The 13,448-nt window shown below is 29.0% G+C and carries 13 protein-coding genes; 6 read left to right on the top strand and 7 right to left on the bottom strand.

Going from position 1 to position 13,448, the window contains the following annotated elements:
* Positions 1-24: 24 nt before the first annotated feature.
* The gene (locus tag J2Z42_RS03470) at positions 25-1,245 is read left to right on the top strand and encodes an FMN-binding protein (RefSeq protein WP_209700974.1); all 1,221 of its coding nucleotides are present in this window, start codon (positions 25-27) and stop codon (positions 1,243-1,245) included.
* 75 nt (positions 1,246-1,320) lie between these two features.
* Here J2Z42_RS03470 and J2Z42_RS03465 read toward each other — a convergent pair whose 3' ends face one another.
* From J2Z42_RS03465 to J2Z42_RS03450, 4 genes are all read right to left on the bottom strand, one after another.
* Entirely contained in the window at positions 1,321-2,193 is an 873-nt protein-coding gene (locus J2Z42_RS03465) for a cation diffusion facilitator family transporter (RefSeq protein ID WP_209700973.1), read from the bottom strand.
* A gap of 69 nt (positions 2,194-2,262) precedes the next feature.
* Positions 2,263-3,690 (bottom strand): PH domain-containing protein, encoded by a 1,428-nt coding sequence (locus J2Z42_RS03460; RefSeq protein ID WP_342589991.1) that lies wholly within the window; start codon positions 3,688-3,690, stop codon positions 2,263-2,265.
* Positions 3,674-4,159 (bottom strand): PH domain-containing protein, encoded by a 486-nt coding sequence (locus tag J2Z42_RS03455; RefSeq protein WP_209700971.1) that lies wholly within the window; start codon positions 4,157-4,159, stop codon positions 3,674-3,676. Before J2Z42_RS03455 ends, J2Z42_RS03460 begins: the two co-directional genes overlap by 17 nt.
* Before the next feature lie 188 nt (positions 4,160-4,347).
* Positions 4,348-5,154 carry an MBL fold metallo-hydrolase gene (locus J2Z42_RS03450; protein WP_209700970.1) on the bottom strand — a complete coding sequence of 269 codons (807 nt, stop codon included), beginning with the start codon at positions 5,152-5,154 and terminating at the stop codon, positions 4,348-4,350.
* Between the two features lie 214 nt (positions 5,155-5,368).
* On the opposite strand from J2Z42_RS03450, the gene J2Z42_RS03445 reads away from it, so the two are divergent.
* Positions 5,369-5,686: a rhodanese-like domain-containing protein gene (locus J2Z42_RS03445; protein WP_209700969.1), complete on the top strand. Its 318-nt coding sequence runs from the start codon at positions 5,369-5,371 to the stop codon at positions 5,684-5,686.
* 53 nt (positions 5,687-5,739) lie between these two features.
* On the opposite strand, the gene J2Z42_RS03440 is transcribed toward J2Z42_RS03445, so the two are convergent.
* Together J2Z42_RS03440 and J2Z42_RS03435 are read right to left on the bottom strand one after the other, a co-directional pair.
* Positions 5,740-6,714, bottom strand: coding sequence for a methyl-accepting chemotaxis protein (locus tag J2Z42_RS03440; protein WP_209700968.1), 975 nt, complete (start codon positions 6,712-6,714; stop codon positions 5,740-5,742).
* Positions 6,715-6,726: 12 nt separating this feature from the next.
* Positions 6,727-7,818, bottom strand: coding sequence for an FIST signal transduction protein (locus J2Z42_RS03435; protein WP_209700967.1), 1,092 nt, complete (start codon positions 7,816-7,818; stop codon positions 6,727-6,729).
* A gap of 179 nt (positions 7,819-7,997) precedes the next feature.
* Here J2Z42_RS03435 and J2Z42_RS03430 point away from each other — a divergent pair, with 179 nt between their 5' ends.
* Positions 7,998-8,276, top strand: coding sequence for an ArsR/SmtB family transcription factor (locus J2Z42_RS03430; protein ID WP_209701049.1), 279 nt, complete (start codon positions 7,998-8,000; stop codon positions 8,274-8,276).
* Between the two features lie 23 nt (positions 8,277-8,299).
* Positions 8,300-10,753 (top strand): CoA-disulfide reductase, encoded by a 2,454-nt coding sequence (locus J2Z42_RS03425; protein ID WP_209700966.1) that lies wholly within the window; start codon positions 8,300-8,302, stop codon positions 10,751-10,753.
* 60 nt (positions 10,754-10,813) lie between these two features.
* Here J2Z42_RS03425 and glyA read toward each other — a convergent pair whose 3' ends face one another.
* Entirely contained in the window at positions 10,814-12,049 is a 1,236-nt protein-coding gene (gene glyA, locus J2Z42_RS03420) for a serine hydroxymethyltransferase (RefSeq protein WP_209700965.1), read from the bottom strand.
* 147 nt (positions 12,050-12,196) lie between these two features.
* Between glyA and J2Z42_RS03415 the strand changes: the two genes are divergently transcribed.
* A complete protein-coding gene (locus J2Z42_RS03415) occupies positions 12,197-12,952 on the top strand; it encodes a threonine/serine exporter family protein (protein WP_209700964.1) in 756 nt (251 codons plus the stop codon).
* A gap of 11 nt (positions 12,953-12,963) precedes the next feature.
* Positions 12,964-13,410, top strand: coding sequence for a threonine/serine exporter family protein (locus tag J2Z42_RS03410; protein WP_209700963.1), 447 nt, complete (start codon positions 12,964-12,966; stop codon positions 13,408-13,410).
* The last annotated feature ends 38 nt before the right edge of the window (positions 13,411-13,448 follow it).

The raw sequence follows: 13,448 nt of genomic DNA, 5'->3' as shown, positions 1-13,448 counted from the left end.
CCAATTATAAAGGAGATATAGAAGATGACAAATAAAGTAAAAAAGGTACAAATCTTTAGACATATTGTACAATTAATCATGTTCTTTTTATTGCCAGGTTTATATATAATGGCATTTAATGGAGTAAAGACAATTTTTCAAATGATTACTAGTGGTAATTTTAATTTTATTCAGGCTTTTTCAGGATTGGTAGACTTTGCAGTAGTACTTGCTTTTACTATTATTGCAGGAAGATTTTTTTGCGGATGGTTTTGCGCTTTTGGTGCATTCAACGACTGGATTCACATTGCATCAAAGAAATTTTTAAACATTAATTTTAAAGTAAGTCCAAAAATTGATTCAATTTTAAAATATACAAAATATATAATTTTACTTTTAATCTTATTTTTTACCTATAAAAAGATTAATGTTTTGGAAAATAAGAGTCCCTGGGATGCTTTTGCACAAATAACAGATTTCTATAGTGTACTATCAAATTTGACTATAGGTCTTATACTTTTAATTTTAATAGCCATCGGCAATATTTTTATTGAAAGATTTTTCTGTAGATACTTGTGTCCTTTAGGTGCCATATTTACTATATTCTCTAAAACAAATATATTTAAGATAAATAAACCTAATGATAAATGCGGCAAATGCAGAGTTTGTACAAATAATTGTTCAATGGGCTTACAACTTTATAAAGTAAATAGTGTCCATAATTCAGAATGTATAAATTGTCTAAAATGTGTAGAGGTATGCCCTAGAAAAAATATACATGTAAATATTTTTGGTAAAAATATCAATCCTGCACTTATAAGTTCACTTGGTATAGTATTATTCCTGTGTATTTATAGTCTTGGTAATTTGGAAAGCTCATTTTTAAATCAAAGCAATTTAGCTTCCAAAAATGCTTCAACATCAAACAATATTGAACTTAACACTAAAACTTCTAGTACAGCTGCAAGTTCAAGCTCAAATAATCAAAATCAGACTAAATACAAGGATGGAACCTATTCAGGAAGTGGTACAGGCTTCCGAGGAGGTACTACAACAGTTTCTGTTACTATAAAAAGTGGGAAAATTACTGACATTAAAACAATATCTTCAGAAGATACTCCACAATTTTATCAGCAGGCCCAAAATACAATACCTAATGAAATAATATCAAATCAATCGACTTCAGTTGATACCGTCTCAGGAGCCACTTACAGCAGCAATGGTCTTATTCAGGCAGTACAGAACGCGCTTGATAAAGCTAAATAAACATGTTTATTTAGCTTTATCTTTTATACATTCAAAAGTTAATTAGGTGATATCCCTTTACAAATTGGATAACCTTTACTTTATATCCGGTTCTACATGTATAATTACATACTTTATATTAAAACATTCATACAACGTATTTTCTATTTCTTTAGTAATCTTATGGCTTTCCATTACAGTTAGTTTAGGATTAACTCCTATCACAATATCAAGTAAAATAGTACTACCATGAACTCTAGCTTTTATATCTATAATGCTTTTTACCATATCTATTTGTCTTATTTTTTTACATATATCATAAAGTTCTTTACTGTCAAAACCATCTGTTAAACTATGCGCAGATTCTTTAAAAATTTCAAATCCAGTTTTACATATTAAAATTCCTACTATACCTGCTGCCAGTGGATCTATCCAGTTAAGACCAAATTGAGAAGCTGTAACTCCTACAGCAGTTCCAACGCTCACCCATGCATCAGAAAGATTATCTTTAGCTGCAGCCATTAATGCTGAACTATTAATTTTAAGCGCAATCTTTTTATTATATCTATATACTATGTATATTAATACAGCACAGATAACAGCAACTACTGCTGATATAATATCTGGTTTTTTACCTTTTAAAAAAATAATAGAATATATTGCATTATAGAGTACATCTATTCCAACAGCTATCATTATTAAAGATGCAACAAGAGAAGATATTGTCTGGGCTCTTAAATGTCCATAAGCATGATCTTCATCCGCAGGTTTTCTTGATATCTTAAGACCTATAATAATAGCAAGAGACGCAATTATATCTGTAGAATTATTAATTCCATCTGCCAGAAGAGCCTTAGAATTATAAAAGTATCCTACACTAAGCTTAAATATTGACAAAATTATATAAGCTATGATGCTGATATGTGCACCTCTCTCTGCAATTTTAAGATTCTTATACTCTTCCTCCATTTTTAATTTTCTCCTTTATATATAGTTAGTATTTTTCTTTTTTTATATAACTATACATCAATCTTAATATTACCTAAAAAACTCATCCATAATATTATCTTTTAAATTTTTAACCTTCAATTCCTTTCCATAATCTGAACTATACAAGATAATTTTATAGTTGCAAAACCTTTTGATATGTTGAAAATAATTATATGATAAAGTCACAGATTGTACAGCTTGCATCTTTAAAATAGATTGAGTCTTGTTAAAACTATTATGACACACATAAACCAAATTTTTATTTATTCCCAAAGCTGTATTTTTGAATTCCATATGTCCTATAATAAATAAAAATATAAGTAACGCTGCACTAACTAAAATAATTTTTGGTTTGATAAATTCAATTGTAAAAACTATAATTATCCAAAATATAATTTTCTTATAAAAAAAACTAGGATATGCGCTGCTTAAGGGTTTACTAAAATTGCCTTCATATACAAATTCATTAATCAAGTTTTTCAGTATTTTATCTTTCAATTGATTATTGCAAATAGGATACAGCATAGCTTTTTCTCCATGCTCGTCTCCATATCCAATACTCTCTATTTCTATAGTAAAATAATCAAACAATTGCATTAAAACACTCTGTTTAAGATGTATTCCCTTAATCTTCTTTCTATCAAAACTATAATGTTTCTTATTTAAAGCTCCGTAATCTATACAAATTTTATTATTATCAGCCGAAAGCTTAAAATTGTAGTACTTTATAAAATTATATATAATAGATAAACATACACTTATAAATAGTATAATAAATACTATAGTTACAATCATATAAATTTTTCTATAAAAAGTTATATGATTAATTTCTCCAATATATTTAGATGTATTTACATTAAATTTAAGAATTTTATTAATTTTTTCCTGAATAAATTGCTCCATGGCAAGTAATATAGCTAGTCCTTTAAATATTGAATTAGATATAATAGAATATATAAATAACTCTTTTAATCCTATTTTATAATATGCTTGTTCATTTTTTAAAGTATCTATTTTAATATAATTATCAGCATTCCCTTTAACTAAAGTATCTCTAAGCTCTTCTGCTCTTTCTCTATTTAAAGTAAATTTTAAGTCACTACCATCTTCTTTTGCATCCCCTGTATCAATCTTTATAGTTGCTACATTAAAAATTCGTTCAAAAAAACTTTCTGAAATATCTACTGTATTAACTTTTTCTAGTGGAATTTCAGTCCTCTTTATATTAAAAACTCCTTCTTTATGATAAATAGAATTTTCTCTTACTATAAAAATATTTTTTTTCCACTCTAAGATACTATATATCAAAAGCATTATTATTAAAGTTCCTGAAATTAATACACCCAGTCTAATTCCAATCCACTTAACTAAAACTCCTGATGCCAAAACAACCCCTATCATTTCTTTAAATGTTTTACCTACGCTATAAAATAATTTAAACAAATGATTTCTTTCTATTTTATCCAATTTTATCACCGAACTCTATAATTCTTTTAAGATTATCCGTAATTTTTTCTGCATCTTCCATAGTTATGGCAGGTATCTTGTGTCTACCCCCTGCTGTTATGATATTCACAGATGCTATATTACTCATTCTCTCTATTGGTCCCTGTTCTATTTTCAAATTTTGAATTCTCGAAATTGGAATTATTGTTTTCTTTCTTATGATTATGCCATTTATGAGTTCAATTTTATCTTCAAATATACCATATCTCCACTGTTTGTATTCTAAAAATGGACATACAAAACTATCTAAAGTTGAGGCAATTATTATTATTGCAGTTAAAATATTTAGTATATTTTCTAATAATTCCATATCTTGAATTTTGGGCATTAAAAATAGATAAACTCCTACTACATATATAGCTACAAATATAATGCTGGCTATTGTTCTTCCCATAATCCACGATTTTATAGCATTTTCATCAATTTTATTATAATTCATATTTTTCTCCTTTTTTAAATCTACCATTTAATTATACCAAAAAGTCATTTCTTTTGAATAATACTGGTACATCCTACTACATAAGCATAAAAATAGAACATATGTTGTAATTAATATCCATGATTTGTCCTTAGTTAATAAACAATATAAAAAGTTTATGAATTAATTAAAATTATCTTTTCATACATTTACCAGTTTATTTCTAATCCTACTCCAACTTCTTTTACAGGTAAAACTTTATGTATTTCTGCTTTAACAGCAAATGAAGTACAATGACAGGGATACAACTCCTTTATGTCATTCTGTTTTAGATAATCAATAGTTTTCTTAACTTGTTCATTTACTTCAAATAAATGAAATCCCCCTATAACTCCTAATACTCTATTATCTTTACATACTTCTTTTGCATATTCTATTATATTGCATATCCCACTGTGAGAACATCCTGTAATGATATAAATACCTTTTTCACTTTTATACGCAAGTGCAGAATCATCTATTACGTAATCATCAAATGAAGTTTTACCAACAATTTGTTTTCCGATAGGTTTTCTACTCTCAAAATGATTTGTTTGTGGTATTTCTCCTAAAAAAATTATATGTTTACTAATATTAATAGGTTCTCTTGAAAGAATTAGATTGCATTTTTCTTTTAGATCTTCTTGTAAGATAGGAGAGCAAATTTTTAAATTACCTATTGCTTTTTCTTTAAATGCATCAGGATGCGCAATAATAGAAATGTGACTTTTATGATTTTGTCTAAAATAATATTTTAACCCTCCTGTGTGGTCATCATGTCCATGTGAAATAACAATAGTATTTATATTTTTTAAATCTATGCCTAATGCATTTGAATTTTTAATAAATAGGTCAGAATATCCTACATCCAATAGCAGCTGAATATTTTCATCTTTAATATAATATGAAACAGCAGGTTCACCATAATAATACTGGTCAATATATGTGTTGTTATCTACTAAAACTTTTAGTTTCATCTTTTTACTCCCTCCATTTGTCATACACAATCTCCATAATATTTTACTTTTGTGTCCTAAATTATAGTTTATTTATATACTATATTATAGTATTGAACTTAAATGAAATATATTGACTTAAACATATATTTAAATCAATATATAGAATATTTAAACCATTCATCTAATGTTTTCTTACTTATTAAGTTAAGAAATTATAAAGAAGGTAATTTCAATGAATGCATTTTTTAGAACAATTTCTAATGAAACATTAAAAAATTTAATTGAAGCTAAAGTACCTCTATTTTTAATAGATGTTAGACCTGAAGAAGAATTTCAAAAAGGTCATATTCCTAATAGTCAAAATATACCTATTGAAACCTTTGAGAATGATATAAAAAAACTAAATTTAAAATTTGATTCTCTCATAATATTATATTGTACAAGCGGTCAAAGTTCTTTAATTGCTTATAATATATTAAAAAACCGGGGTTTTAAAAGGATTTATAATTTTGGAAAATTAGCTAACTGGAGCTATGGATTAGAATACTAATTATGGGGCAACTTATTTTTAGATTGTCCCATATTGTTGAAAGTTAATTTAATTTATTCTTTATCATTTTTTGTATTTGTTAATAAATCAATTTGTTCCAGAAAACTAATTATATCTGAAAAGTAATCAATCTTCATACTTTCTCTTTTTTGGAGAGCCTTTATCAAGTTGAAACTTTCAGAACTTTTATCAGAAATAGACTCAACTGCTTCCGTTATTTCATTCATAGATCCTGATGATTCACTAATGGAACCATTAACATTTTTAACTTTTTCATCAATATTTTCATTAGATTCTTTTATATTTGAAAATAATTCTAAAGATCTATTAGTTTCTTCTATACCAGCCTCCAATTTTTTAAAAATGCTATTCACACTTCCGTTCAATTCATCTGCTGATTTCTCAACACTGCTCAAGCTATCTTCTATTGACTGTGATAACTTTCTAGTTTCATCTGCTAACTTTTTTACCTCACTTGCTACAACAGAAAATCCTTTTCCCGCTTCTCCAGCACGTGAAGCTTCTATACCTGCATTTAATGAAAGAATATTGGTTTCATCAGATATATCAATTATCTCTCCAGAAAATGACTTAATCATGTCCAGTCTTTTCTTCAAATCAGAAAAATTTGATTTGAATGCTTTTACTGACTCAGATATAAAGCCCATTTGCTGCTGAACAGATCCTATACTTTTCTCACCTTCATTTATAATCTTACTTCCCATATTTAAATTATTAAATATATCTTCAGAATTTTCTGCAGTGCAGGATATATTTTTGTTGAATTTCTGAACAGCAGAAGATATATTATTCAATTTATTGTTCATATATTGAACCGACAATTCAATTCTATTAATATTTTCTATAAATCCACTTTCGTTATCCATCAATTTGTCAACTTTCTCTTCTGCTAATTTATTGCCTTCGTTAATAACTTCAATATTTGAATTTTTTTCTTTAATATCCACCTGTTTAAAATCATCACGAAGTATATTTTTTTCTTTCTTACTATTCTTAAAAAATATCATATCCTTCACCCTCTATTCAAAACAAATTAGAAGCATCGTTTGATTAAAATGCCTATTATTAAATTGCTCACCATAACTCGTTAAACCTACAAATTGCCCTAAGTTTGACAATTTTGATACAAAGCTAGAATTCAACTTTTTATTTTTGAATAAAAGAGTTCTGAATATGCAATTAATTACAATCGTACCTGATATAGATGGCATTTCATTCTTAACTTTACTTATAGTATTACTTAAAACAACCATAGGATCTTCAGGCTCCAATATATTTACATAAGAATTTATATATACCCTGCAATAAAAAGATATAGAGTTGTCCTTTTCAACCCTTCTAAAAGATGATATAGATATATCATCACCTATAACCCTGCCTATTGGATTACTCATAAAATAATCTGATATATCTGATTCCGGCACATTAAGTGCTTGTGCATATACTTTAGCTATTGGTTTATTATCAAGTTCAAAAACCTTTCTCTCCTTAAAGTCAGATTTGGTTACTACAAATCCACTTTTTGTTGGTTTGTATATGTTTTCCTTATATATATTTATTTTTCCATTTTTATTATGTATTAACGCTACAAGTGAAGCATTAGTATATACTTCTCCATTACAAGCTACATAAGTTTTCGTAAAAGTTAAATCATCTGCTGCACTAGCTCCAACTACAGGAATATTTTGCTTTTCAAAAACAGCACTTAGTACAGATAAAACCTTCTCTTCTGCATTAGATAGTCCATCTGTCATTTCTAATGCTACAGTATTGGTTTTATTAAAATTTTTTGACATTTCCCTCAATTCTTTTAAATAAATTATAGGTGCTTCTTTTACATTTTCAATAACAAGCGTCTTTACTTCGACATGATTTGAAAATGCAATAATTGATAATCCATAATCTATTCCACCTTTTGATATTTCTCCTGAAGAACTACATCCAATAACAACTGAATTTTTAAATTTAGAGCTTAAAAGTTTAGTTATTTCTTTAAAATAACCCACTTTGCTAAAATAAATTATTAGTTCTGCTTCTCTTATATTCTTAGTAGTCTCATGTATTGCAGTTTCTGGAATATCTGATCTACTAAAACCGCAAAATACGCTCATAAATATCCACTTCTTCCTTATTTTATATTAACATTATTATATTCGTATTTAAAACTGATTTATTTAGTTTTAAGCAAATCTAAATAAGTTATTGACTTTTATATTTTTATATCGTAATATATGGATATAGAGATGTATTAAATAATATTAAAAGAGGTAAGCTAATGAATAAGGATTTTATTGATAAAAATTACACAAAATACAACGATACAGCTGAACTTTTAAAAGTTCTTTCACACCCTATAAGGCTATGTATAGTTCGTGGTCTTATAGATAAAGGCAAATGCAATGTATCATATATGCAAAATTGTCTTGAAATTCCACAGTCTACCTTGTCCCAGCATTTACAAAAGCTGAGAATGACAGGAATTATACAAGGCAATAGAAATGGTCTTGAAATTAACTATACTGTCTGCAATGAAACAGTTATAAAATTAATTAATGTTTTATTTGAATAAAAAAATACTAAGGAGGCGTTCTTATGGGTAAAAAGGTATTAATAGTCGGAGGAGTTGCAGGAGGTGCATCTGCTGCTGCAAGACTTAGAAGATTAGATGAAAATGCAGAGATAATAATGTTTGAAAGAGGAAATTACATATCTTTTGCGAACTGCGGGCTTCCGTATTATATAGGTGAAACAATTAAAGATAGAAATAAATTATTAGTCCAAACTCCAGAAGCTATGAAAAAAAGGTTTAATATAGATGTAAGAATTAACAGTGATGTTATATCAGTTAATTCAATCAAAAAAACAATACAGGTAAAAAGCAGTGACAGAGGTGCTTATGAGGAAAGCTATGATTATTTAATTCTATCACCCGGTGCAAAAGCCATAAGACCAGGTATTGCAGGTATAGAAAGCAGTAGAATTTTAACTTTAAGAAATATTCCAGATACAGATCGTATAAAAACATTTATTGACAAAGAAGATGTAAATAGTGCTGTAGTTATAGGCGGCGGTTATGTTGGAATTGAAATGGTTGAAAACCTGAAGAAAAAAGGGCTTAATGTTACACTGGTTGAAGCTGCACCTCATATTCTGGCACCTTTTGATTCGGATATGGTAGCTTCAGTAGAAAAAGAACTTGAACAAAATAGCGTAGATTTAATTTTAAATGATGGTGTAAAATTTTTCAATGATAACAAAAATAATGTTGAAATAACTCTAAACAGTGGCACAAAAATTACTACTGACTTAGTTATACTTTCAATAGGAGTGTCTCCTGATACTAATTTTTTAAAAAACAGCGGAATAAAACTCGGAGTTAAAGGACATATCATTGTAAATGACAGACTTCAGACAAGTGCTCAAAATATATATGCTGTAGGAGATGCTATTTCTGTAACTGATTTTGTAAACAATCAAACTACTGCAATTGCCCTGGCCGGACCTGCAAATAAACAAGGAAGAATAGCTGCTGATAATATTGCTGGATTGAATTCAACATACAAAGGCACTCAGGGTACTGCAATAATCAAAGTATTTGGATTAACTGCTGCAAGTACGGGAAATAACGAGAGGACTTTAAAAAGGCTTAATATACCATATAAAGTTATTTATGTTCATCCTTCTTCCCATGCTTCCTATTATCCATCATCCTCTCCTCTATCTTTAAAATTAATATTCGATGATAGTGGTAAAATTTTAGGCGCACAGGCAACAGGATATGATGGAGTTGATAAAAGAATAGATGTCATTGCAGTAACTATGAGACTTGGCGGTACAGTATATGACTTAACGGAACTTGAGCTTTCCTATGCTCCTCCATTTTCATCTGCAAAAGATCCTGTAAATATGGCTGGTTTTGTAGCTGAAAATGTTCTTTCAGGAAAAATGGAAGTTATTACTCCTGAAGCTTTTACGAACTATGATAAAGAGAATACTGTACTTTTGGATGTACGTTCACCTATAGAATACAACAATGGTCACATTGATGGTGCTATAAACATTCCTGTAGACGCTCTACGTGAAAGAATAGGTGAATTGGATAAAAACAAAGAAATTATTGAATACTGCCAGGTTGGTTTAAGGGGATACATTGCATCAAGAATACTTTCACAAAATGGATATAAAGTTAAAAACATAACTGGAGGATATAAAAGTGCCTCAATTTTAAATTTCAAGCCTGGTAAATTTACTCATAAAGCACCTATTTCACAGCCAGAGGCAGCATTAGATACTGCTAATATTCCCTATGATGAATCCTTAGATGCCTGTGGGCTTTGCTGTCCAGGACCACTCATGCAAGTTAAAAAATCCATTGATGAATTGGATACAGGAAAAGTCCTTAAAGTAACAGCATCAGATCCCGGATTTTATGAAGATGTAAAAGCATGGTGCACAAGGACAAATAATGAACTTGTTGATTTAAATAAAAATGGCGCGGATATAATAGCTTTTATAAAAAAAAATAGTAAATCCTCAATATTAGAAAACTCAGTTAAAAATACAGTTGTAGAGCCTAAAGACAATAAAACAATTGTAGTATTTAGTGGTGATTTGGATAAAGCTATAGCTTCCTTCATTATAGCAAATGGAGCTGCCTCAATGGGTAAAAAAGTTACTATGTTCTTTACATTTTGGGGATTGAACATTTTAAGAAAACACGAAAAAGTATCTGTAAAAAAAGGATTCATGGACTCAATGTTTGGTTTTATGATGCCAAGGGGCAGCAAGAAATTAAAGCTTTCAAAGATGAATATGCTTGGAATGGGTACAAAAATGATGAGGAAGGTTATGAAAAACAAAAATGTAACCTCTCTTGAAGATTTAATTAAATCAGCTATAGACAGCGGCATACAAATAGTTGCCTGCCAGATGTCCATGGATGTTATGGGAATCAAAAAAGAGGAGCTTATAGATGGCGTAAAAATAGGCGGAGTCGGGTACTATTTAGGTGAGGCAGAAGATTCAAATGTAAATCTGTTTATATAAATTATATTTAATTAAAAGTGATAGCATAATCCATATGCTATCACTTTTAATTAATTCGTATTACTTGTAAATAGGGAATTTGCTGCAAAGTTTTTTTACTTCTTCTCTTAAACCTGATAAATCTTTGTCCCTATTTTCAACTACATAATTTATGAAATATGCAATTTTTTTCATTTCATTTTCTTTAAAACCTCTTGTAGTTACTGCAGGAGTTCCTATTCTAATTCCACTTGCAGTATTTGCACCTAATTTATCAAAAGGTATTGTATTCTTATTTACTGTGATTCCTGCATCTTCTAATAATTTTTCTGCATCTTTTCCTGTAATATTCTTATTTGTTAAATCAATTAAAATCAGATGGTTATCTGTTCCACCGCTTACTAGTCTAAAGCCATAATTTTTAAGCTCATCTGCCAATACTTTGGCATTTTTTACTATCTGGTCTATGTACTCTTTGTATTCATCTGTAAGTGCCTCACCAAAACATACAGCTTTAGCAGCAAGTATATGCATAAGAGGTCCACCCTGAACTCCAGGAAATACAGTTTTATCTAATGCTTTTGCATATTTTTCTTTGCATATTATTGCTCCGCCTCTTGGTCCTCTAAGTGTCTTGTGGGTGGTAGTAGTTACAAAATCAGCATAAGGTACTGGTGACATATGTGCTCCTGTTGCAACTAGTCCTGCAATATGTGCCATATCTACCATCATATATGCTCCTACTTCGTCACAAATTTCTCTTATCTTTTTAAAATCTATTTCTCTTGGATAAGCACTTGCTCCAGATACTATCATCTTAGGTTTGCATTCAAGAGCAATTTTTCTCATTTCATCATAGTCAATTGTTTCAGTTTTTTCATTTACTCCATAGGAAACAAAATTATATAATTTTCCTGAGAAACTTACTTTACTTCCATGTGTCAAATGTCCTCCATGGCTTAAGCTCATTCCCATAACTGTATCTCCAAGTTTAAGTACTGACATATAAACTGCCATATTTGCCTGGGAACCTGAATGAGGTTGTACATTTACATGTTCTGCTCCAAATAACTTTTTCATTCTATCTCTTGCCAGATCTTCAGCTTTATCTACAATATAACATCCACCATAATATCTTTTTCCAGGATAGCCCTCTGCATATTTATTAGTTAAAAAAGATCCCATAGCTTCCATTACTGCCTTACTTGTAAAATTTTCAGAAGCAATTAATTCTATTCCGTCTTCCTGCCTGTTTTCCTCATCATTGATAATATTATAAATTTTTTCATCAGTGTTTTTTAAATTATCAAAATCCATGATTATTCCTCCTTAGAATACAATAAAAATTATAATATTTATTATACAGCTTATACTAAACATAAGCAATTATTAAATTTATTATAGTAAATATATTAAACTTATATTATAATAATTTATAAATATGCATTTGTTCGAGGAGAAAATATGGATGCCAATCGTGTATTAAAAGTAGCTGCCTACGCAGGAAAAATAATTTTACAAAGTGGTGCTGAAATATACAGGGTAGAAGAAACTATAACCAGAATATGTAACTCTTTTGGTTTTACAAAAGTAGATGCTTTTGTAACTATAAATGTAATAATTATATGTGTCGAAAATGGGTCCGGGGAATCTGCATCTATCACAAAAAGAGTAAAGGGCAGAACTCAAAATCTTGAGAAAATATCTCAAGTAAACAATATATCAAGACATATATTAGATTGTAAGTATACACTTGAAGATGTGGAAAACAAATTAAAAGAAGTAGAAAAATTAAAACCATACAGTTATAAAGCTAATATATTTTCTTCAGGCGGTGCTTCCGCTTTTTTCTGTCTGGTATTTGGAGGAAATATAAGAGATTTCATTATTTCATTTTTAATAGGTTGTTTAGTAAACCTAACTTCAATATTACTCAAATATCTTCAGTCTAATGAATTTTTTATAAATACTATTTGTGGTGCTCTTGTTGCATTTATAGCTCTTTTAAGTACAAGTTTAAATCTAGCTGTACATTCGGGCACTATAATAATAGGTTCTCTTATGGTACTAGTACCTGGACTTTCAATAACAAACTCTATAAGAGATACTATAGCAGGTGATTTATTGTCAGGAATTCTAGGTGCAGTTGATGCTATTTTAGTAGCATCCGCTATTGCAGTAGGAACCGGAGTAGTGATGAAATTATGGATTGTTTTATAGGAGGCATAAAAATGATACTTAATTCAATATATGCACTTATAGCAACTTTATGCTTTGGTGTACTATTAAATACAAGAGGTAAAAAATTAATATTTTATTCTATAGGCGGCGGTCTAACCTGGTTTTTATACTTATTTTGTTTTTCTTATATTCATATATCCATGATATTATCTTATTTTTTGTCCTCCATGTTCGGTGCCATATATTCTGAAATTATGGCCAGGGTGCTTAAGACTCCTGTAACTACTTTCATAATAGGTGTTCTAATACCATTAGTCCCCGGAAGTGGTATGTACAATACTATGCTTGAAACAGTACAAGGCAATATAGATAAATCCATAAATACAGGAATCAATACTATAATCATAGCTGCTACTATTGCTGTAGGTATATTTAGCGTATCCTCAATATCAAAGTCTATAGTGCTTTTTAAACAAAAAATCAAGAAAATTAAATAAAAGTGGATTTGTAAAATTATTTTATCAAAATCCACTTT

This window comes from Clostridium algifaecis (assembly GCF_017874415.1).
Lineage (GTDB): Bacteria > Bacillota > Clostridia > Clostridiales > Clostridiaceae > Clostridium_B > Clostridium_B algifaecis.
Note: the sequence above shows the minus strand (reverse complement) of the source record. Positions and strands in the feature narration are given on the sequence as shown.

Bases quoted from the DNA above. Each gene is read 5' to 3' on its own strand.
- glyA (WP_209700965.1), bottom strand. From the start codon at position 12,049: ATGGATTTTGATAATTTAAAAAACACTGATGAAAAAATTTATAATATT.
- J2Z42_RS03455 (WP_209700971.1), bottom strand. From the start codon at position 4,159: ATGAATTATAATAAAATTGATGAAAATGCTATAAAATCGTGGATTATG.
- J2Z42_RS03445 (WP_209700969.1), top strand. From the start codon at position 5,369: ATGAATGCATTTTTTAGAACAATTTCTAATGAAACATTAAAAAATTTA.
- J2Z42_RS03450 (WP_209700970.1), bottom strand. From the start codon at position 5,154: ATGAAACTAAAAGTTTTAGTAGATAACAACACATATATTGACCAGTAT.
- J2Z42_RS03415 (WP_209700964.1), top strand. From the start codon at position 12,197: ATGGATGCCAATCGTGTATTAAAAGTAGCTGCCTACGCAGGAAAAATA.
- J2Z42_RS03435 (WP_209700967.1), bottom strand. From the start codon at position 7,818: ATGAGCGTATTTTGCGGTTTTAGTAGATCAGATATTCCAGAAACTGCA.
- J2Z42_RS03465 (WP_209700973.1), bottom strand. From the start codon at position 2,193: ATGGAGGAAGAGTATAAGAATCTTAAAATTGCAGAGAGAGGTGCACAT.
- J2Z42_RS03470 (WP_209700974.1), top strand. From the start codon at position 25: ATGACAAATAAAGTAAAAAAGGTACAAATCTTTAGACATATTGTACAA.
- J2Z42_RS03440 (WP_209700968.1), bottom strand. From the start codon at position 6,714: ATGATATTTTTTAAGAATAGTAAGAAAGAAAAAAATATACTTCGTGAT.
- J2Z42_RS03410 (WP_209700963.1), top strand. From the start codon at position 12,964: ATGATACTTAATTCAATATATGCACTTATAGCAACTTTATGCTTTGGT.
- J2Z42_RS03425 (WP_209700966.1), top strand. From the start codon at position 8,300: ATGGGTAAAAAGGTATTAATAGTCGGAGGAGTTGCAGGAGGTGCATCT.